The organism is Paenibacillus sp. SER-28 (genome assembly GCF_052906305.1).
This window is the reverse complement of the sequence record NZ_JBRECM010000001.1, coordinates 199,670-222,373: the sequence shown is the minus strand read 5'-3', so window position 1 is coordinate 222,373 and position 22,704 is coordinate 199,670. Positions and strand designations below refer to the sequence as shown.

Sequence of the window (22,704 nt, the reverse complement as noted above, 5' to 3'; positions counted from 1 at the left end):
GCGAACGCTCCGCTTCTCCAGATTCAAATCCATCCCTGCGCTACTCAAAAATGCATCATGCCGATCATACCTTGTGGTGCAAAAGGCACGACCGGACATTATTAAGTCCGGTCAGCCTGTAAGACGTTCGAGAACTCAGAGCTTGCCCGCTGTGCTTGCAAGCTTCAAGTAATCGAGGTTTCGTAACGCCTTGCCCAGATTGCCTTCGGCAACCGCAATGGCGTACTTGATCGGAAGGAGCGGCTTCAACCGCGCCGCTCCCTCCGATACGCCCTTCCTACTCCCCCCCCCATAAGGTGGGAGTTTAAAAACTGTGACTCCACGGCGGAAAGCAGCGGAGCGGTCCATTTGAATCTGGAGAAGCGCTAGCGTTCGCCTTTGCAGTGGGATTCTTACCTTAGAATGTTCTATATAATCCAGAGAATCCCACTGCAACAGCGATCGGAAGATCAAATGGAACGCGCAGCGTCTCCAACCCTGCCACAGCCACTTTTTAATCGGTCACTTCGGTCACTTTTTAAACTTCCACTTTATCCCGATTCCACCCACTCATCCGCGGACGACCCACGGAGTAGTATTCCAGCCCGGAGCCTTGGATCTGTTCCTCAGCGAATACGTTACGACCGTCAATGAGAACCGGCTTGCGCAAAATGGAGGTCAGTTGTACGAGATCGACTTTTTTGAACTCTTCCCAATCGGTCAACAGGCACACAGCGTCGCTACCTTCAGCGGCTTGCTGTGGGGATGAGCACCACATAATATTCGGGTGATCCACGCGCTCCTTGAATTTATCCATCGCAATGGGATCATACAGTTTGACAATAGCGCCTGCCTGAATGAGCGTTTCTACGATTTCCAGTGCTGGAGCTTCGCGGATGTCATCTGTATTTGGCTTGAAGGCGAGGCCCCAAATGCCAATGGACACACCGTTCAGTTGACCCAGCGATTCGCGCAGCTTGGATACAATCATAAAGCGCTGGTCGGTATTCACCTCGACCACCGATTTCAACAACTTAAATTCATAGTCTACATTACCTGCAATTTGGATAAGCGCATTTGTGTCTTTTGGAAAGCAAGAGCCACCATACCCGATCCCTGCTTGTAGGAAAGAGGAGCCAATCCGTTTGTCCATACCCATACCGTCAGCCACACAGGTTACATCGGCGCCAACCTTTTCGCAAATATTAGCGATTTCGTTAATGAACGAAATTTTAGTTGCCAGAAACGCATTGGACGCGTATTTGATCATTTCAGCACTACGGATATCCGTCACATAGATTTTATCCGTGAACACCTGATGCAGAGTGACCATGGTTTCACGCAATCCTGTATTGTCCAAACCAATAATGATGCGATCCGGATAAAGCGTATCATTGATGGCTGAGCCTTCTCTCAGGAACTCCGGCGCGGAGACGATATCGAAAGACAAACTCGTGTGACGAGCCAACACGTCCTTAATCTTTTCGTTCGTTCCGACAGGTACAGTACTCTTGGTCATAATAATCTTATACCCGTTCATGGCATTCCCAACATCAGCGGCCGCCTGTTCAATGTATGACAAATTCGCCTCGCCGTTAGCCAGAGAAGGTGTACCTACCGCCAAAATTACGATATCCGAGCGGCGTACCGCATCGGCCAAATCCGAGGTGAACTCCAACCGGCCCGCTTCCAGATTCAACGCGATCAATTCCTCAATACCCGGTTCATAAATCGGAGATTCTGCCCGGTTCAACATGTCGATTTTGTGCTGCTCCAGATCGACACAAATCACCTCATTACCTTTTTGCGCAAAACATACACCCGAGACGAGTCCAACGTATCCAGTACCGATTACAGCCAGCTTCATTCCGTTCATCCTCCTTTTAGAAAGTTCACATAGGCTTGTTCTACATACTTTTTTAATTGATCCTTGAAATTTTCTTCATCAAATTTGCGCGCATGGGTAATGATATCGTCCACATTCCACGCATGTTGCTCAACCTTTTCGACGGCCTCCAGCACATCCTCTACTTGATGCTTGCGGAAAAATACGCCGTTCACATGAGGAACAATCGTATCCAGCGCTCCCCCACCCTGAAAAGCGATGACAGGCCGTCCGGCCGCATTCGCCTCCAAAGGCGTAATACCGAAGTCCTCTTCACCCGGAAAAACGAGCGCTCGGCATTCTGCCATCAGCTTGTTAACCTCTTCATCCTCAAGCCTGCCAAGGAATTCAATGTTCGGGGCAGCCATACCTTCGAGTCGTTTACGGTCCGGTCCTTCACCCACAATGCGTAGCTTGAGACCGTTACGTTTGAATGCTTCGATCGCGAGATCGATGCGCTTGTAGGACACCAATCGGGATACGATCAGGTAATAGTCACCGATGTTTGTAGCGCGTTTAAAACGGGATGTATTAATAGGTGGGAAAATCACATCCGAATCCCTTTGGTAATAGTGCAAAATTCTTCGTTTAACAACCGAAGAGTTGGCGACAAACTGGTCTACGTTGCGAGAAGTTTTGGCATCCCATGTTTTCAACCGGTTCATGTACAGCTTGAGCATGTTTTTGAGCAGGTTGGATTTGGACTGCCGGGCCATATATGTATCGTAATCCCAGGCAAACCGCATCGGTGTGTGACAATAACAAATGTGAAACGTATGTTTGGGTACCTGGATGCTTTTCATAAATGCACTGCTGGAGCTTAAAACAATGTCGAAATCCCTAAAATCAAAATCACGGATAGCAATGGGATACAGCGGCAGCACTCCTTTGAAGTTCTCCTTCACTCCTGGGACTTTTTGTAGCCAAGTGGCTCTAATATCCGCATCCTTCAAGTTACGCGACAGGCGGTCGTCGCTGAACACCGTTGTGAAGATAGGAGCCTCGGGATACATATCGTGGAATACCTCTACTACCCTTTCCGCTCCGCCCATTTGGATTAAGTAATCGTGTGCTATCGCTATTTTCATCTGAATCATCCTTTAACGCGAATGTCGGTCAGACTCCTGCCAACAAACCCTTATAGTAATGAACTATATCCTTAACTGTGTTCTCGATGACAAAATGCTTCTTGACCCGTTCCATCCCTCTCTCACCCATCTGCTGACGTTCTTGTGGATGCTCCAACATCCAGCGGATGGCTTCTTCCAGCTTAGCCGGATCACCCGGTTCAATAAGCAGCCCGGTTTCATGGGGTACCACCGTTTCCTTGGGTCCACCCTCATTGGAAGCAATCACGGGGAGACCCGCAGCCATGCCTTCAATAATGACCTGACCGAATGGTTCTGGTGTAATAGAGGTATGAATCAGCAAATCACAACGCTGCATCAGGCCTTGAATGTCATCGACGTGTCCCAGCAGATTGACGTTAGCCAACCCGTATTCGCGCATCGTGGACTCTAATCGTTGCTTGTATTCCTCTTCTCCGAACAATGCATCTCCAGCCAGCCAGAATTTCACGCGCTGATCCGGTAAAAAGGAGCGTGCTGCTTCCAGTAAAATATGCTGTCCCTTCCATTCCGCCAATCTGCCGACCAATACGACGTTAAACGAGTCATCACCACGTACATGGGCAGCCGTGTCACGTGCTGTAATCGCTTTGGCAAAAGCGGAATAAACGACAAGCGTCTTTTTGTCCGGGGGTAACTCCAACGCACTCAGCGTGGACTTGGAATTAGCAATCACTCCGTTGGGCAAAAAGCGGGACATCAGCCGAATCCCTTTGGCCACAATCGGCTTCAGATACGGCGGACCGATGTGGTCACGGATATGCCAGATCAAGGGCAGCTTCGCCGATTTGGCGGCTACTGTACCATACAGTGCAGACTTGAGCGAGTTCGTGTGAACGCACACGACCTTTTCCTCACGCAGCAAGGGCGCAAGTTTTCTACCGTAAGCCAGCAAACGAAAAGCTGCTGCAGGCGCACCTAGATTCACGGCATTCCGTCCCCGATTGCGAATCGAATCGTCCAATGGAACGATGCGCACATCAATATCACGCTGCCGAAGCCGATCTGCCAAATCGCCCTCCTCTGCCAAAATAACGAGCGGGTCGATATGTTCCCCGATATTCGTCAGTATGTTGTACAAAGCGACTTCGCCGCCGCTCCATCTTGCCGTATGGTCAATATAAGCTACTCTCATCATTTCGCCGCCGCCTTTCTATCAAGGACCTGTCGGAACACCTCTTCCACCTGCTCCGCTACATGTCCCCATGTATATCTGCTCAGGACATGGTCCCGGCATTCCCTTGCATTCGGTAGAAGTTCACGATGATCCAGCACACGCAGCAACCCTTCAGCAATGGCTTCACTATCCGTTCCCTTGAACAAAAGCTCGGGACGGAATCCTCTTAAAATCTCCTTGTTGCCACCCACAGGAGTCGCCAGCACCGGCAGTCCCGAGGCCATCGCCTCCACTGTGATCAGACCGAAACCTTCCAGTGCCTGTGTGGGTACAACGAACAAATTCGATGCTTGGTGGTACAGTGGAAGCTCCTCATCCGACACATAACCGAGCAGCCTTACATGGTTATGAAGATTGTATTCCGCCACCTTGGAAGCCAATTCCTCCATCAAGGGGCCCTTTCCTCCAATCAGCAACACATGATCAGGATGACGCTCGGTTACTCGTCGCCATGCTTCCAGTAGCTGTAGTAGTCCCATTCGATTAACAAGACGACGAACGGTTAGCACAATCGTCGCATTCTGCGGCAAATTCAGGCGCTTCCGTACCGCTTCTTGATCCTCTGCCGGGTGGAACCTTTCTACATTCGCCGCACCAGGAATAATATGAATTTTGCTGAGTGGAACTTTATAGTGCTCATGCAAAATATCCCGAAAAGTTTCGCTGAGCACTATAAATTTATCCGCCAATCCGTAGGCTTTCATTTCAATGGATTTGGCCAACGTCGTTTTTAACAAATGCTTGAGGCCCTGTCCTTCAATCTTCATTTCCTCCGTCCACGGTCCGTGAAAGGTGGTAACTACCGGGATTCCTCTTTTTTTCGCCTCCAGCGCCGGTCCGACACCATAGGGAGCAAAATGGGAATACAGTACATCCGTCGGTTGCTTGTCGAACAGCTCTGCTGCATATTTTTGCATTAGCTCTCGACGCTTCCACATGGATTGCTGCTTGCTACCAATCGAATGAATCCGAATACGGTCGGGCGCCTGCGGCTGCTCGTCACTACAGATTAGAGCATCCAGCGTATTGCGCTCTAACGTAAGCTGCTCACAGATGGATTTGAAATATGTGTTGAGGCCTCCTGGCTGCAAGGACGGCCAGCTCAGCCCCGTTGCCGCAATACGAAATCCGTTATTGTACGACATAGCTGGTTTCTCCTTTCTGCTCGGTATGTCCGTCATCCACGATTTCTATCTTTTTTCGCCGCTTGGTTAGCTCATAATGCTTGAAGCAGACGAGAAACTCATACATCACCCAGAATACTGCTACGGCAAAACCCGCCAATCCCTTGCGGTATAAGCCTTGGACAAAATATTTCTGCACAAAGCGGGCAGGAGGCCGCCACAACAGTCTGGTAATCCGAAAGGATCTTCCTTTGTTAAATGCCGTCTCTGCTTCCAGATCTGTATATTTGTTAAAACGGGTCATATGATCACTGATGCTGCGGAAGCCGTAGTGCCATAACACGCCCTCCAGATTGACAATCTGGGAAGAGGCTACGTCCGGCATTTCATGAACAAGACTATTCGTAATGCCATAAATACGCCGATTGTACAAACGAACCAGGTATTCACCTTTGTTCATCCATTTGCCGAGAAAATCTCCAATCCGGAATACGGAATATGCTTTGGCCGGATCGTGGAGCGTTTCCTTTACTTTCAACAAGTCTCCAAGCAACTCTGCATCCACTACTTCGTCCGTATCAATCAGGAATATCCAATCAAATTCCGCTTTTTCAACACCAAACATGCGCTGCTTGGCATAACCGGGCCACGGGTTAGAAAACACCCGACAGCCCAAGGATTCAGCTACCTGAATCGTATTGTCCTTGCTCCCTCCGTCAATGACGACGATATCGTCCGCAAAGGGCTTGCAGGATTTAATGGCGGCTGTGATTCGAGTGCCATCATCCTGAGCGATAATAACTACGGATATCCGGTTGTCCGCGGGAACGCTAGACATGTGGTTCATTAGCGGGTGCCTCCTTCTTTATCTAACCGTTAACTGGCTTTTTCCGGATGTAGTGTGACATCGTTGATCGGAGCCATTGAAAATCTTGTTTGGAAATAAGCAGTCTTGGAATTTTCATTTTAAGAACGAATTTAACATTACATAAAATGAAAATGAACCGTAAAATCCCCGAAGACAGCATTGCTATCCCTGCACCCGTCAATCCATATCTCGGCACGAGTATGGACAGCAATGGAATGACGAGCGCCAATCCGACACCCTGTAGAATGGTAACCAGTTTGGGCTTACCCAACGCCATAAATTGTTGTGCCAGCACCATGGTCCCTCCACTGATAGCAACCTCAAGCACCAAGAACCGGAATACCGTGAGCGCTTGTTTAAACTCTTGACCATATAACAATGTAAATACGAACGGAGCAATCAGCATCAGCATCGCCGCAGCCAGAAAGGTTGCCGTTGATGTCACTCGAAATGCCCGAAATGTTATGGCCACCGCCTCTTCCTTATTCAGACCAGAGGCTTTGGGAAACAGCACGACAATGATCGAGGTAGAAAATACATTCACCATCCTGGCCAAGCTGACCGCTACTGCATATAAACCGAGATCAGCGGGTCTGAGCAGACCCGCAATCAAAATCTGATCAATATAAGTGGAAACCTGCCCCATGAGATCATTTCCGTATGAACCCATACCGTAGGTAAAGAGATTTTTAAATTGCGTCCAGCTGTTCTTTACCTTTGGTTTGTACAGCCGAATCATTCGTATCGTGACACCGATATAAATCGGCAAGCCTGGCAGTAAATAGGCCAATGCCGAGGTGTACGGATTCATATTTCCGGTTAAGATCAGAATCGCCAGACCCAGCAGTGTACTCAGCGGTACCAGATACCGGAATAAATTGTACTGCTTATATTCCGAGCGAACTTGAAGCAATGCATTATTGATCTGTGAAATCGCTATGAGCGGACACATCATCATGGAGCACTGCGCGAAAAGTATGACCGATGAAGAAAAAGAGCGCAGCCAATAAGGAATTAGAAAAACTCCGACGAGTGTCGCCAAGCCCCCGAACATGGTAGCCAGCAGCAAGGCCAGACCATACAGCTTGCCCGTTTCCTCCGGTTTCCTTTTCGCATTGTAAATCAATGCAGACGGGACACCGAAGCTCATGCAGAAGGCGAGAAATTGGGACCAGTTCACCATCGCTGTCTGTTCCCCGCGTCCAGTAGGACCCAGGAATCGTGCCGTTAGCACACCAGTCAGCATATTCACGACGAGAATCAGCATACTGAATATCATCGTTTTTACTGCTGCAGAGCTGTTATCCTTGCTTTTGGCAAACCGAATCACTGTGGACCATAGTGTCCGGACAGGTGCGGATAATGCTTGTAAGTTTTGCACAGCCTTTACCTTCTTTCCGCGATGACATCTTTTGCCCATAGTCCTATTCCGATCATCATCCAGATCAGATAGCCGCGCATACCGGGGAAACCATTATCTGATATGAGACTGGCTACAGCTCCGGCCCACGTAGCCAACGCCAGTCTGATATAAGGCTGACTGGCATCTCGTTCGGCAATACGGGCGAGAAGGCGCTTGATGATAACGAACAGACCACCGAAGAAAAAGAATGCCCCGAAAATACCGAAGGTGAGGAAAATGGCGATATATCCATTATCCATAATCCCAAGTTCGCCGAGATCGCCGCCGTTATCAAGCTTGGTTCCGATTCCTACACTCCCGATCCCCTGCCCGACCGGATTGCCAGCAATCGCCGGAAGCATCGTATGCAGTAAATCCAAACGTTCATTGTACGAATGATCCTGCTGAATATCCGTCAGCGTCTGCATGCGAGCCACCAAACCTTCAGCCCCTGGAAGTTTTGGAACAATGATGTAGAGAAGAAGGCCAACTATAGCTAGTTGAAACAAGGTTTTCCACTTTCCCTTGGAAGATGAACTGAGAATGTAAGCCAGCAACATGACGAAGGCAATTAGCCAGGCTGAACGTACCAGCGTGATTAAAAGACAAACGACCGTCAGCAGGATTCCGATCCATCCCAAAGTGCCGCGCCAACGTTTTTCCATTAGCATGGGTACAAGTGCCATCGCCAGGAAAATAGCGCAGGGACCGGGCGAGTTCATGGAAGAAAATACTCTGATTTGAAGTGGTTCTGGAACACCAATGGAATTCATTTCTACATGATTCATCCAAAATGCATCCCACGGAGGCACCGTCAAGTACTGGATAATGCCGTAAATTGCCACAAGAACAGCAATGTTGGCATATGAATACAGCAGTCGGTCCAGCTCCTTCGCCTTCATGGGCTTAATCGCAAGATAAGGCAACAGGATCAAAGGAACCACATAATTGGCTAAATCATAAGCAAAAACAATACCATTTTTGAATAACCCGACCACACTCCCGTAGGCCAATTCTATGCCGAAAAATACAGCAATTCGGGTCAAGGGTTTTTCCGCCTGATGAATGCCTCGCAACACAGGAATAATCAACATACTGCTTACCAGCAGCGGTGCCACGCTCAACAAGGAAACCGAGTGATATGTTCCCTCCATCCAATCCGCAATGCGGCGGATTTCCGGGCCTACTGCCCACACTGCCAGTGTGTAAGGAATCAGTAGCCGCGATTGCAGGATCGCCAGCAGGAAGGCCGGAAAAACGAGCGCCAGCAATATGGCTCCCTGCTGGCTCATGGTGGGATTCATCTTGGCGCTGACAAATCCGATGGCGAGTGGCAGCATACAAGCCAGCAATCCCATGCCGATCATGCTGATTCCACGCCGATTTCCTAGCCAAACGGAAATCTGCTGATCTGCCAACCGACTCATGTTTCTCACCCCTGACCTCCCTTCATCCGCTTCCGCTTGAACATCTCTTTAAACAGCAGAACGAGAAATTGGGAATCCTCAATCAAATATCTTTTCCACAATCGTTTAGGCTCCTGAGACAACCTCCAGAACCATTCAAATCCCGTCTTCTGCATCAGCTCCGGTGCTCTTTTCACATTTCCCGACAGGAAATCAAAGGTCGCTCCCACCCCAATCGAAATCGGAGCACGGTAAGTCTCATAATATCTGTAGATCCATTTTTCCTGTTTAGGTGCGCCTACACCTACAAAAACGATGTCCGGGCGAGCCTCTTGAAGCAGTTGGATAATGTGCCTATTCTCCTCCTCGTTTTTCTCAAAACCATAAGAAGGAGAGTAACAGCCCACCACATTCATGTTCGGATAAGATTCCTGGAGATTGAGCATAGCCTTCTCAGGAATACCGTCAGCTGCACCCAGAAAAAATAAACGATAGCCTCGATCCTCAAAAGCCTCTCCCAGCCGAGTGAACAAATCTGACCCGGACACCTTTTGTTTGAGGGGTTTTTTCAGTAACTTGGACGCCCATATGATAGGCATTCCATCGGCCACTACAGCTCCGGCATCCGAATACACCTTGCGGAATTCATCATCCTTGCGAAGCTTGATCACATGATCGACATTACAGGTCAAAATGTAGGAATGACGCTGATGTTCAATAGAAGTATCTATAAATTCGAGTAGATCATTAAAATCGTAATTATCAAAGTTGACATCGAACATGTTCACTCTGCTCATCGTATCACTTCTCTTTGCGAAAATCGGTTTGAGTAGATGTCTGGTATAACGCGTTCAAATACCAGCAAAATGGAATAATCATCTGAACCGTCGACAACGTATTATCTGAAAACGAGTAGATCAGAAAGCCTGCAATTAAGCTTGCAAAATAAGGTTTGATAGACTTGGCAAGCGACCGGTAAATGAGAGCGAACACGATCAGCAATGAAAGTATTAATAGCCCGCAACCGATATATCCCGTGTCAAAATAAAAGCGTATATACTCGTTATGCGGTACAACAAAGCCATTGAATAATGTCCCGTCGTTCGCGACCGTTACCGCGCCAAGACCTCTCCCTGACCAAGGGTAATCATGTACTCTGTTCAAAAAATATTCCCATGCCTCCGAGCGTCCCGATAGGTCAATGCCTGTATCGGTCTCCCGTTCGAAGGAGCGTTTTTTTAAATTGTTCCATTGCAGGGCCACCGCCCCCAGAGCAACCAAAAACGATCCGGCCAGCGGTAGCAAATAATTGACTTTCCCCTTGAGGTACTGACGGGCAATATCAGACAGATACACAGCAAACATTAATAACAATGCCAGAATCGGTCCACGTGTACCGGTGGCGATCAGAATCAGAAAGTTCAGTGCCAACACAGTGTAATAAAAAGCGGCTTGCTTGGGTCTACGCTTGACCTCAATCAGAGAGACGGCAATTCCGAGAAAGGAGAGCATTGCCAGATGCGGCGGTATATTCGCTCCTTGTACTCTGACTGCGCCCGTAAATTCAACATCCGTAAACGAATGCAGCCCTAGAACCTGCAAACCCAGTCCAATGACCACACTAATAATGGGCAACAAACTGATCAGTCGGATATGCTTTTCTGCCACATCCTTTTTCCACTGGATCAGTAAAAAAAAGAAAGGGAGTGATAAACCGACGAACGCCTTGACGGCAATCGAGGTCGTTAACAAAGGCAGCCATGCTGAAAATCCAAATGTGATCCCCAGCATGATCACCAATGCCCAGACCGGATAGCTGAACTTGAGACGTATGCCATACACGAGCATACACGGCACCAGCAGAGCCAAAATGCCCAATTTGTACAATGACAAAATCTCAATACCGAACACGCCACCCTGATACAGAGAATCGACTGAGACTGCTGTACTTAGCAAAACAGCGTAGCTGATGCGCTCTGGATGATGTATGGAAACAGCCAGCAAGAGCAGTAAACATACCGCCGCAATACTGACCACCGGCTGATAGGTAGCCGCAATTCCTACAGCAAGAGCGCCCAGTAGAAAAATAAAAACATGCTGTATGGTGTTTATTCTAGTAGTCCAAGGATAGTTACTCATGTTCCATCTTTCACCCCGCAGCTGACTCGCTTTTCCGGTTGCGCAGTGTATCCAGCGTCCCACGGATACTTTCAAGCCTGCACCGGTTCAACAGCTTCCTGCCCTCACTACGCGCCAGCAGGGAATCCACAGTGATGTATAACACTTTGGCTGCCGTCTTCGCCATCAGCATCGCGTTGCCGCGCAGACCTACGGCCTGAGCAGCGTTAGACATGCCCTGACAATAGTAGCGGTTCATGATCCATTCTTTCGTTAACCGTGAAGCAGGCACAAAATGTTCCACAGACATGTGTGGATGATACATAATCGTTCCACCATTTTTACGGATTTGCTCGAATACCCACGATTCTTCACCAGATAGAAGGATATCTCCCTTTCTGCCTAGATGAAGCGGGAACATAACGGCGGCAAAAGCCGTTTTGCGCATCGCCATATTCGCTCCAAATGGATTCAGTCCCGACGGATATTCACGAACAGCTTTGCCCAGATCAATAATTGTGTAAGGCAGTTCAAGCGGGCCTGTCAGCCAACCCGGTCGTTCCGTCTCAAACATAGGGTCAATTTTCCCACCCATAGCCGTCAGCTCAGGATTGTTCCCGAATGCTGACATAATCGTTTGCAACCATGTAACACACGGAATTGCATCATCATCGAGAAAAGCAATGACTTCCGCTCTTGATAACGTAATGCCTGCATTACGAGCAGCAGACAGTCCTTGTTCGCGCTCATAATGATATCGGAGATGGATATTCTGACCATGGGCGACGGTGAACCTTTTGATCGTCGCTGCTGTATGATCGGTGGATCGGTTATCGACCACAATGATCTCAGCCAGTGCAAGGTCTTCCAGTTCCAGCAGGGACATTAACGTTTTCTCCAGCAGGTCCGCCCGGTTATAGGTGCAAATAACGACGGACACTGCGGGACATCGCTTGAATGCATCCATCAGTAAGCATCCTTGGAGAACAGCATTTTAACGCCTGTTTTCATGATGATTTTCAAATCGAGCCACGTATTGCGAACATGAATATACTTCAAATCCATTTGCACCATTTCTTCGAAGCCTACACTGTTACGTGCGCTCACCTGCCAGTAACCCGTACATCCCGGTGTTACAATCAGGCGTTGCTTATCATAATCGGAATATTGCTCGACCTCGCTGGGCAACGGCGGACGCGGACCGACTAAAGTCATGTCGCCGACCAACACGTTCCACAGCTGCGGAATCTCATCAATACTCGTCTTGCGCAGAAAACTGCCAATTTTCGTGATCCGAGGATCGTTTTTAATTTTGAACATGGCGCCGCTCACTTCATTCAGCTCCATCAAGTCCTTTTTCAGTTCCTCAGCATTGGACACCATTGAACGGAATTTATACATATCGAATAACTTCTCATTCTTGCCCACCCGAGTTTGCTTGAAAAACACGCTTCCCTTTGGGTCTTCGAGCTTAATCAAAACGCCTACCACTACAAAAAGCGGAAGCAAGACGATCAAGCCCACGAACGACAGCAGCATATCAAGGAGGCGTTTTGTGACCAGGTAGGACGTTTTATCCTGAATTTGTGTATTTCCGTATGGCATGTAAAACGCTTTACCTGACATGACAGCCTCGCCGTCCTCCGGTAAATTTTCCATGCTCATGCTGACGTACCCCCTCTCAACCTGCCGTGGTTGCTTTCTCGGTCTTTTTCAACCATTCATTCATGGCCTCCATAACCGGATACTTCAAATCATCGCTGGCAAGTGCAAATTCAAGTGTGGTTAGAATATATCCAAGACGTTCACCTACGTCATAACGTGTGCCTTCAAAATCATAGGCGTACACACGCTCACTCTGATTCAGCTTTTGGATCGCATCCGTCAACTGAATTTCGCCGCCAGCTCCTTTTTCTTGAAGATCAAGATATTTGAAAATTTTCGGCGAGAACACGTAGCGACCCATAATAGCCAAATCGGATGGCGCTGTGCCTGGAGCCGGTTTTTCTATAAAATTATTCACTCGGTACAAGCGTCCGTCCTGCTGATCCGGTTCAATGATGCCGTACCGGTTCGTAAATTCCTGCGGTACCCGCTGCACACCGATAACCGAATTTTGAGTTTCCTCATACTGATCCATCAGCTGGCGCAGGCAAGGCTTCTGACCTGTTACGATATCATCGCCCAGTAGCACACCAAACGGCTCGTCCCCGATAAAGCGTCTTGCGCACCATACTGCATGTCCAAGACCTTTGGGTTCTTTTTGGCGAATGTAGTGAATTTCCACTCCTGAAGAACGCTGTACTTCCTCCAGAAGCTTCAGCTTACCGTCCTCGAGCAGTTTGGATTCCAGCTCAAATGCGTTGTCAAAGTGGTCCTCAATGGCACGTTTGCCTTTACCCGTAACGATAATAATGTCCTCAATACCAGAAGCAATCGCTTCTTCCACGATATATTGAATCGTAGGCTTATTGATAATTGGAAGCATTTCCTTAGGCATCGCTTTTGTGGCAGGGAGGAAGCGCGTACCTAACCCTGCTGCTGGAATAATGGCCTTTTTCACTCTTTTCGTCATCGCACTCATTCTCCTTGCTTCATCGAATTTTGGTGTTGCTTACTTCACCTGATTCATCACAATTCCAACCAGCGTCGCACTGGCCTGCTCCATGAGTTGCTTTGTTTTACGTAGATCTTCCCGTTTGGTACGACCATGTCTAGCGACGAGAATCACACCATCCGTTAAGCCTGCAATCAGGCGAGCATCCGTATAATTCAGCGCCGGAGCCGAATCGAGTAAAATGATGTCATATTCACGTTTGAGCTCTTCCAGTAGCTCAGCCATACGTTCGCTACCGAGCAGATCTGCTGCGTTGTACAGGGTGTCTCCACCGGGAACAACCGATAGCTCCAGGCCACCATGTCTAACGATAGACTTGGAAGAAGCCCCACCGCGCAAATAAGCCGATAGACCTCCGGTATTCTCCATTCCGAATATCTCGTGCAGCGCTGGTTTATGCAGATTGCAATCCACCAGAGCCACCTTCTTGCCTTCTTGTGCAAAGGAAACTCCGATGTTGGCGAGCAGTGTTGTTTTACCCGCTCCGCTTTCCGGCGAGGTCAACAATAGAACCGTGCCACGGTCCTTTTGCCCAATCACCTGCTGCCGGATGTATGTACGGAGGGATCGAAATGATTCCGAGATATACGATGATGGATTACTTTCTGTAATCAACATGTCATTCAATCGCAGCATATTTACGCTCCCCTACCCGTTCTTTGGAATTTCCAGCTGCTCCATCGACGTCCTTCTTGCGAATGACTGGAATCGATGCAATTACCGGAATACCGATGTCCGCGTCCGCTTCTTTCTCCGAGCGCAGCGTACCGTTAATGCTTTCCAGGAACACAATCGTGCCCAATGCAATCATCAGCGATACGAGAAAACTAATCGCAATATTCATGAGCGGGTTCCCATTAATCGGGTCAGGATTGGCCTGAGGGTCCGCTTCATTTAAAATTTTCACATTATTCAATTCCATCAATCCCGGAACTGTCTGTACGAATTTCTGGGTTACCGCGTTTACAACCGCTGCGGCCTGTGGATAGCTCCCTGCCTCAAACGTCAAACCGATAACCTGACTTTTATCCGAGGATTTAATCTGCAGTTTCTCTGCCAACTTCTGCTGCGTCAAACCGAGCTCGGGATGAGCCGCTACAACAGCGTCCATAATTTTAGGTGAAGTGAGAATTTGCTTGTAGCTTTCCACCAAATTAAGACTTGTGTTGACGTCGTTCAGATTGTTGCTCCCCTGCTTGGCGGAAATATGATTAACCAGCAGTTGGCTTGAAGCGGAATAGACTGGCTTCACGACATTGTCGCTCACAAAGTATGTTGTTACACATGAGAGAATGACAAAAATTGCGATCAGCCACAATCTTCTTTTAATCAGGACTAGATAATCCAAAATGGTTTTCTCCACAAAAATCCTCCCTCCTATACAATTTCTCTTCATATTTAAGTATGACTTTATTGTAACAATTGGCTCTGTGAACGACATGGAACCGAATGGCACTTTCTCCCTCACTATGGGGGGGAGGGAAATGTATACTTTCGGATACGGCATGGTATACTTTTGTACCATGCTTTGTCGATTATGGAAAAAGAAATCGAAAAAAGCCTCAAAATCACAAATATTGGTGATTTTGAGGCTTTTCTTTCCACTCGCACATGAAAGTGCAGCGTAGCTTATAGAGTCAGCGCATCATTGTTGGCTCGTACTTCGCCAGACCGATGGCATTGGCATACAATGCTGCCTGCGTACGATCCGCCAGCCGCAGCTTGGCCAGTATCTGACTGACATGCTTTTTGACTGTGAACTCACTGATAAATAACCGGGATGCAATTTCACGATTGCAAGCTCCTTGTCCCAGCTCGACCAGCACTTCCTTTTCCTTTGGCGTCAGGTCGTCGGTCAGATTGCCCGCATCTTCACGCAGCTTGTTTTCGAGAATAGCCGGATCATAATATTTGCGTCCTTTGTTGACAAGATGAATCGCGTAAATTAGTTCCTCAGGCAATGCTTCCTTAAGCACATAACCGTCCACGGAAGCTTCCTCTGCTTTTAGAAAATCTTCACGTGTTGCGGAAGAGGTCAGCAAAATAAATTTGCTTCTGAAACCACGCCCGCGCGCTATCTTGATAATATCCAGCCCCGATTCATCAGCTAGTTTCAAATCCAGCAGCACCAGATCCGGATCTGTTTCCTCAATCACCATAAGTGCTTCCTGTTGATTCTGGGCCTCTCCCGCAAACTGAACATTGGGCTGCATGGATATAACCGCAGCGAGTCCTTTCCGTACTAAAGGATGATCATCGACAATGACAATTTTCATGATTCGGCCTCCTGTCTACAGTTCAGGATTTGCATAATCCCTATGTATCCGATTGTTACCGCAGATTTTGTATTGCAGAATGTTCACACATTTTATTCGAGAATTTTGCAAAATCCTCATTCATAAGCATTTACCGGAATGGACAATCGGATCTGTGTTCCCTCTCCGATTCGACTTGAAATATCAAATTCGCCTCCCATCGATTGAGCTAAATATTCCATATTCATCATGCCCAGGCCCCCGCCTGCACTGACCGCCTCACCTCCTGCTACCATTCTCGCCGTCTCAAACCCTACTCCGTCGTCATGAATAGACAGTCTAATCACTTGGGGCGTCAATTTTAACTTCACATCAATTCGCTTGGCCAATCCATGACGGATTGCGTTCCCCGCCGCTTCGGAAATGATGCGGAATAAAGCCTTTTGGTACAAATACGGAAGTGAATAATGATCACCATGAATGTCAAAATCAATTTGTACGTGGTTCAGCTTGGAGAGTGTATGCAGATGACTTTTCACCGTCCCTAACCAAGTTGAGCCTCCGCTTTTTTTCGAACTTAAACTATGAATCGCCCCTTTCAGCTCTCTAACCGCTTGGTTGGCTGATTGCTGAATTAGATCAATTTGCTCCTCCACCTGCTCCTTTGGCTGATGACACCAGGTTTGCCGGAGAGAATGCGTTGCGTACACAATACCAAAAAGACTTTGAGAAACATTGTCATGCATTTCATTTGCAATCCGGTTCTGCTCATTCGTCACAATCAGCTGATTTTCAATACGCTCCAGCTCATAGCGCTCCAAGAACACAGCGCTCAGCTCAGCCAAGAATATCAGTTGTTGCACGAGCCAGCGTCTTCCTGTCAGACTTTGATCCGGGCCCAGCTTGAGGCCAATCGTCGCTACAAAACGGGTCGTCATCGGTACGGTGATCATGAGAAAGTCGCCCCATTCTGGCAGATGTCTGAAAAATGGTTCACGCTCTTCCCTGAATTCCTCCCGGTAATTCTCCAGTTCCTCGAATAGTTGCTCCTCCTCCTCCACCGTCCAGCCTGTCTGGCTGCTTGCCGGTGCATCCTCTTCCTGACTATCCAGCCAGAAAAATGCACGGCTCTGCTTGGTTAGCTTGACAGTGTAATCCGAGATGACCTGACCTAGATTTAATGCCTCATTATGGCTGGTCGTCTCCATGATGTGGTAAATCGACTTGATATGATCCATCGTCTCATTGGCTTGTTCTTTAGCCACCTTCAGTTCGTCCTTCATGACGCCAATAACCTGCATTGCCATCGTGGTTACGATCAATACCAGAAACAAATTAATGTTCTGCAATATAAGATCCCACAAAAAATATTGACCTGGTGTAAAAAAGATATAACAAAATGTAAGCACCAAGCCGATATAAGAAAGTAGGAGCGTCCAGCTGTACCTCATAGATAGATGAGCACAAGCTACCAGCATGGGAGTAATCACATACCATTTGAACGGGCTATTTATCCCTCCGGTCGGGAATAACAACAAAATGATCCCTGCTGTTTCTAGTGCAATGCTACATTTCAATACCATATCATGAAGTCTGTATTTACGGTAAATCCAAGTAAATGCTGTAACGGATAAAAATAGAAAACCAATCAGTAATAGCTTCTGCCACACGATTAACCTAGATGATTCGAACAGAAAAACAAGTGACGTTAAAGATAGTGATACATAACGGTATAAAAAAATCATTTGGTCTTCTGCTGACTTCCTCAACTTCATCCTGTCACCCTATTCTGTGTTTTGAAGGGACGATGGGCATATTAGGTTTGTTTGTGTACTCTAAAAAATCATAACCAATCCAAAAATAAATAACAAGACATAAACTCTTACGTAAACGGTTACATTCCAAAAAATTTGGTACTTTTTATAACATATTTACCGTTTCAGGAAAACACTTTGGGGGTAATGTCAGAATTTATGACGTTTGTCAAGGAAATAAATCGCATTTTTGTAACCTAAAAAAAGACTTGCTGGTACCACCGTGATTATAACAGCGGTATTCAGCGAGTCCTTTTTTAGTAAATTTGGTAGTCTACATTTTAACCCCCGGCACGCGCCAATTCACGCATATTGGCTTCAAATGCTGCCAACAGAGCTTCATCTCCGCTCAAACCAGTTGCCTCTTCTTTTTGGATCTGTTCAACCATACGCTTGTAATCCTTTGGAATCACTCGTACAAACTGCTGAATCGCAGTCTGCCAATCATCCAAAATACGTTGTCCCGCTTCACTACCCGTGTAAGTGACATGGCGTTGAATCAAGCCGCGCAAATCCGCTGCTTCTGCAGGATCTTCCACACCTTCCAGCAACACCATTTCCAGATTACAACGGCTCAGGAACGTCCCCTCAGGGTCATAGACATAGGCAATACCACCGGACATTCCGGCTCCAAAATTCCGTCCGGTTCCACCCAATACAGCTACACGTCCGCCCGTCATATATTCGCAACCATGATCACCAACGCCCTCAACTACAATACGTGCGCCGGAGTTCCGAACGGCAAAGCGCTCGCCTGCGATTCCGCTAATGTAAGCTTCACCGCTGGTCGCTCCATACAAGGCTGTATTTCCGATAATAATGTTTTCTTCTGCCTTAAAGGTCGCTTTGTGAGACTTTTTCACAATAACCTTACCGCCAGATAGCCCTTTACCAACATAGTCATTGCTATCGCCTTCCACGCTCAGCGTGATGCCTTTCGGAATAAATGCCCCGAAGCTCTGACCTGCCGATCCAATAAAGTTAAAGCGAATTGTATCCTCAGGCAGACCCGCCGCTCCATACTTACGGGTGACCTCGCTGCCCAGAATCGTTCCTACCGCCCGATTCACGTTTGTAATAGGTAAGGTACCCTCAACAGGCGTTCCGTTCTCCAGCGCTTCCGCAGCCATCGGTACGAGCTGTTGCATGTCGAGTGTTTCTTCCAGACCGTGATTTTGGCGTTGTACGCGGTAACGTACACTACCTTCTTCCAACTCAGGAACATGCAACAGCAAGCTCAGGTCTACGCCCTTCTTCTTCCAGTGCGAATCGGCGTTCACGGTATCCAGACAATCCGTACGTCCAATCATTTCCTGAATCGTACGGAAGCCCAATTCCGCCATAATTTCACGGACATCTTCTGCGATGAAACGCATAAAATTCACCACATGGGCAGGATCGCCCATATAATTTTTGCGTAGCTCTGGATTCTGCGTAGCCACACCAACCGGACATGTATCCATTTGGCATACCCGCATCATAATACAACCCAACGCCACGAGCGGCGCAGTAGAGAAGCCGTATTCTTCCGCGCCCAACAGGGCAGCTACTACCAAATCGCGGCCAGACAGCATCTTGCCGTCTGTCTCCAATACTACGCGGTCGCGCAGGTTGTTTAGCATCAGCGTCTGATGCGTCTCCGCCAGGCCCAGCTCCCAAGGCATACCCGCATGGCGGATGGAGCCTTGCGGGGAAGCGCCTGTACCACCGTCGTAACCGCTGACCAGAATAATGTCAGCACGGCCTTTTGCTACCCCTGTAGCGATCGTGCCTACGCCTACTTCTGACACCAGTTTCACGTTAATGTCAGCACGCGGATTAGCGTTTTTGAGATCATAGATGAGCTCTGCCAAATCCTCGATAGAATAAATATCGTGATGCGGCGGTGGTGAAATCAAACCTACTCCTGGCGTAGAACCACGTACCTCAGCGACCCAAGGGTATACCTTACGTCCTGGCAGTTGTCCACCTTCGCCCGGCTTAGCGCCTTGCGCCATTTTGATCTGAATTTCGTCAGCATTCACCAAGTAATTCGATGTTACACCGAATCGGCCTGACGCTACCTGCTTAATCGAACTGCGACGAGAATCGCCATTGGCATCCGGTATGAAACGTGCTGGGTTCTCCCCACCTTCACCCGTATTGCTCTTGCCCCCGATCCGATTCATCGCAATCGCCATATCTTCATGCGCTTCCTGACTGATCGAGCCAAAGGACATGGCTCCTGTCTTGAAGCGACGCATAATGGATGCAGCGGATTCCACTTCATCCAGCGGCACAGGCTCACCAGCAGGCTTCAATTGAAGCATGGAGCGAATCGTCAAATACTGTTCAGATTCACCCTGTACCAGCTTGGCGTACTTCTTGTAAAGCTCGTAGTCTCCCGAGCGTACCGACTGCTGGAGCAAATGCACCGTTTGCGGGTTAAACAAATGCTCTTCCCCATCGTTACGCCATTGATAGTCGCCGCCCGAATCCAGCACTTTGTCGTTGCCGTCCTTGTCAGTGAAAGCACGGTTATGATGAACCAGCGCTTCCGTAGTCACTTCCTCCAGACCAATACCGCCAATGCGGGAAGGTGTCCAGGTGAAATAACGGTCAACAAAATCCTGCTTCAGACCTACAGCCTCAAAAATTTGTGCTCCACGGTACGACTGAATCGTGGAAATACCCATTTTGGACAATATTTTAACGACACCCTTCGTTGCCGCTTTAATATAATTTTTAACTGCCTTTTCGTGCGAGATGCCGCGCAACAAGCCCTGCTGAATCATGACATCCAGCGTTTCAAAAGCCAGATACGGATTAACCGCGCTCACACCGTAGCCAAGCAGCACCGCATAATGGTGAATATCCCTTGGCTCCCCAGACTCCAGCAAAATACTCACACGTGTGCGTGTACCCTGCTTAATCAGATGGTGATGCAGGCTGGAAACAGCTAGCAACGCCGGAATGGCCGCATTTTCCGCATCCACTCCACGGTCGGACAAAATCAGGATGTTATGACCTTTGTCAATGACACGGTCAGCCGCCTCAAACAATCCTTCCAGCGCCTTGCGTAAGCCCTCAGCGCCTTCCTTCGCTTCAAAGAAGATCGGAATCGTCATCGATTTGAAGCCAGGACGGTGTACGTGGCGAATTTTGGCAAACTCCTCATTCGACAACACCGGCGAATCCAAACGAATCTGACGACAGCTTTCCGGTTCTGGATGCAGTAAATTGCGCTCTGGCCCAATCGTAGTTGCAGTTGACGTTACAATCTCTTCACGAATGGCGTCAATCGGCGGGTTCGTGACTTGAGCAAACATTTGTTTAAAGTAATTGTACAAACGTTGCGGACGGTCGGACAGCACCGCCAATGGTGCATCGTACCCCATTGAGCCAATCGGTTCTGCACCTGTAAGTGCCATCGGCTCCAGAATTTTGCGCAGTTCTTCAAACGTATATCCAAAAGCGAGCTGAAGCTGATTTACATTTTCATGTTTAGGCTCCGGCTGTTCTAGTGCTTCCGGCAGCTCATCCAAATCAACCAAGTGCTCATCCAGCCATTGCTGATAAGGTTCCTCGGAAGCAATACGTTCCTTTAACTCTTCGTCAGAAACGATACGGCCTTCTTGGGTATCAACCAACAGCATACGACCCGGACGGAGACGATCCTTATAGAGCACATTTTCAGGAGCAATATCCAATACGCCCGCCTCTGAAGACAGTGCGATCAGATCGTCCTTGGTCACATAGTAACGTGCAGGACGCAGACCGTTGCGGTCGAGAATCGCCCCGATTTGGATACCATCTGTAAACGCCATCGCAGCCGGTCCGTCCCACGGCTCCATCATGGTGCTGTGATATTCATAAAATGCCCGTTTCTTCGGGTCCATGGTTTCATGCTTGTTCCAAGGTTCCGGCACCATCATCATGGCTACATGAGGAAGGGAACGTCCGCTCAGATACAGAAACTCCAGTGTATTATCAAACATGGCTGTATCTGAGCCATCTGGGTTAATGACTGGTTTTACCTTCTTGATATCTCCGCCAAACGCTTCGCTTTCAAACTGCGCCTGGCGAGCATGCATCCAGTTCACGTTGCCGCGCATAGTATTAATTTCGCCGTTGTGAATCATAAAACGATAAGGATGCGCGCGGTCCCAGCTCGGGAACGTATTCGTGCTAAAACGGGAATGGACCAGCGCGATCGCCGATGTCACCCGCTCATCCTGCAAATCTAAATAAAATTTGCCTACCTGCTCGGTTGTGAGCATTCCTTTGTATACAACCTTGCGACATGACAAACTTGGAATATAGAACGACTCGCCGTTCTCATCCTCTTGGTTATAGCGAATAGCAAGCTCTGCACGTTTGCGAATGACATACAGTTTCCGTTCGAAGTCCAGCTCTTCCTTCAAATCGCTACTGCGACCGATGAATACCTGACGCACGCCTGGTTTAGCTGCTTTTGCCGATTTACCCAGCATTTCGTCATAAGTTGGAACATCGCGAAAACCCAAACAATTTTGACCTTCGTCCACGATGATATCTCTTAGCTTCTGCTCATGCACTTCACAAACTTTTGGATCATTGGATACAAAAAGCATACCCACGCCATAATGTCCGGCCTTTGGCAATTTAAAGCCCAATCGCTCCGCTTCCTCTTGAAAAAACAGATGAGGAACTTGAATCATGATCCCTGCTCCGTCACCGGAGTTTGGTTCACTTCCCTGACCGCCCCGATGCTCCATATTCACGAGCATGGTCAAAGCCTGACTTACAATATTGTGCGATGGTTTTCCCTTGATGTGGGCAACAAAGCCCATGCCGCAGGCGTCTTTTTCGAATTGGGGATCATATAGTCCCTGTTTGGGTGGTAAACCTGTCTGTCTCATGGAACGCAACCTTTCTGTTATAAAGTCATGCTGGCCTGAAATACAGGCGGCC

The 22,704-nt window shown here is 48.2% G+C and carries 18 protein-coding genes; all 18 read right to left on the bottom strand.

Annotation, left to right across the window (positions count from 1 at the left end):
• Window positions 1-135: 135 nt before the first annotated feature.
• Window positions 136-453, bottom strand: coding sequence for a hypothetical protein (locus ACUYLD_RS00980; protein WP_446674253.1), 318 nt, complete (start codon window positions 451-453; stop codon window positions 136-138).
• 64 nt (window positions 454-517) lie between these two features.
• Complete coding sequence (locus ACUYLD_RS00975; RefSeq protein WP_446674252.1) at window positions 518-1,846, bottom strand: UDP-glucose dehydrogenase family protein; 1,329 nt, start codon at window positions 1,844-1,846, stop codon at window positions 518-520.
• 5 nt (window positions 1,847-1,851) lie between these two features.
• Complete coding sequence (locus ACUYLD_RS00970; RefSeq protein ID WP_061830276.1) at window positions 1,852-2,952, bottom strand: glycosyltransferase; 1,101 nt, start codon at window positions 2,950-2,952, stop codon at window positions 1,852-1,854.
• A gap of 28 nt (window positions 2,953-2,980) precedes the next feature.
• On the bottom strand, window positions 2,981-4,129 hold the full coding sequence (locus tag ACUYLD_RS00965; protein WP_023987423.1) for a glycosyltransferase family 4 protein: 1,149 nt from the start codon (window positions 4,127-4,129) through the stop codon (window positions 2,981-2,983).
• The gene (locus ACUYLD_RS00960) at window positions 4,126-5,313 is read right to left on the bottom strand and encodes a glycosyltransferase family 4 protein (protein ID WP_061830277.1); all 1,188 of its coding nucleotides are present in this window, start codon (window positions 5,311-5,313) and stop codon (window positions 4,126-4,128) included. Before ACUYLD_RS00960 ends, ACUYLD_RS00965 begins: the two co-directional genes overlap by 4 nt.
• The gene (locus tag ACUYLD_RS00955) at window positions 5,300-6,139 is read right to left on the bottom strand and encodes a glycosyltransferase family 2 protein (RefSeq protein ID WP_023987421.1); all 840 of its coding nucleotides are present in this window, start codon (window positions 6,137-6,139) and stop codon (window positions 5,300-5,302) included. The genes ACUYLD_RS00960 and ACUYLD_RS00955 overlap by 14 nt, the downstream gene beginning before the upstream one ends.
• 22 nt (window positions 6,140-6,161) lie before the next feature.
• Window positions 6,162-7,541 (bottom strand): lipopolysaccharide biosynthesis protein, encoded by a 1,380-nt coding sequence (locus ACUYLD_RS00950; RefSeq protein WP_061830278.1) that lies wholly within the window; start codon window positions 7,539-7,541, stop codon window positions 6,162-6,164.
• 5 nt (window positions 7,542-7,546) lie between these two features.
• The gene (locus ACUYLD_RS00945; protein ID WP_061830308.1) at window positions 7,547-8,989 is read right to left on the bottom strand and encodes an O-antigen ligase family protein; all 1,443 of its coding nucleotides are present in this window, start codon (window positions 8,987-8,989) and stop codon (window positions 7,547-7,549) included.
• 5 nt (window positions 8,990-8,994) lie between these two features.
• Window positions 8,995-9,765 (bottom strand): WecB/TagA/CpsF family glycosyltransferase, encoded by a 771-nt coding sequence (locus ACUYLD_RS00940; protein WP_028543109.1) that lies wholly within the window; start codon window positions 9,763-9,765, stop codon window positions 8,995-8,997.
• 4 nt (window positions 9,766-9,769) lie between these two features.
• Window positions 9,770-11,107 carry an O-antigen ligase family protein gene (locus ACUYLD_RS00935; RefSeq protein ID WP_446674251.1) on the bottom strand — a complete coding sequence of 446 codons (1,338 nt, stop codon included), beginning with the start codon at window positions 11,105-11,107 and terminating at the stop codon, window positions 9,770-9,772.
• Between the two features lie 10 nt (window positions 11,108-11,117).
• On the bottom strand, window positions 11,118-12,053 hold the full coding sequence (locus ACUYLD_RS00930) for a glycosyltransferase (RefSeq protein WP_061830280.1): 936 nt from the start codon (window positions 12,051-12,053) through the stop codon (window positions 11,118-11,120).
• Window positions 12,053-12,751 carry a sugar transferase gene (locus ACUYLD_RS00925; protein ID WP_013309152.1) on the bottom strand — a complete coding sequence of 233 codons (699 nt, stop codon included), beginning with the start codon at window positions 12,749-12,751 and terminating at the stop codon, window positions 12,053-12,055. The genes ACUYLD_RS00930 and ACUYLD_RS00925 overlap by 1 nt, the downstream gene beginning before the upstream one ends.
• 16 nt (window positions 12,752-12,767) lie before the next feature.
• Entirely contained in the window at window positions 12,768-13,661 is an 894-nt protein-coding gene (gene galU / locus ACUYLD_RS00920; RefSeq protein ID WP_013309151.1) for a UTP--glucose-1-phosphate uridylyltransferase GalU, read from the bottom strand.
• Window positions 13,662-13,700: 39 nt separating this feature from the next.
• Complete coding sequence (locus ACUYLD_RS00915; RefSeq protein ID WP_013309150.1) at window positions 13,701-14,339, bottom strand: CpsD/CapB family tyrosine-protein kinase; 639 nt, start codon at window positions 14,337-14,339, stop codon at window positions 13,701-13,703.
• Complete coding sequence (locus ACUYLD_RS00910) at window positions 14,323-15,066, bottom strand: YveK family protein (protein ID WP_061830281.1); 744 nt, start codon at window positions 15,064-15,066, stop codon at window positions 14,323-14,325. Before ACUYLD_RS00910 ends, ACUYLD_RS00915 begins: the two co-directional genes overlap by 17 nt.
• Window positions 15,067-15,340: 274 nt before the next feature.
• A complete protein-coding gene (locus ACUYLD_RS00905) occupies window positions 15,341-15,979 on the bottom strand; it encodes a response regulator (RefSeq protein ID WP_235307592.1) in 639 nt (212 codons plus the stop codon).
• A gap of 116 nt (window positions 15,980-16,095) precedes the next feature.
• Window positions 16,096-17,733, bottom strand: coding sequence for a sensor histidine kinase (locus ACUYLD_RS00900; RefSeq protein WP_446674250.1), 1,638 nt, complete (start codon window positions 17,731-17,733; stop codon window positions 16,096-16,098).
• A gap of 320 nt (window positions 17,734-18,053) precedes the next feature.
• Window positions 18,054-22,652, bottom strand: a complete 4,599-nt coding sequence (gene gltB / locus ACUYLD_RS00895) for a glutamate synthase large subunit (RefSeq protein WP_446674249.1) — start codon at window positions 22,650-22,652, stop codon at window positions 18,054-18,056.
• Window positions 22,653-22,704: the final 52 nt, after the last annotated feature.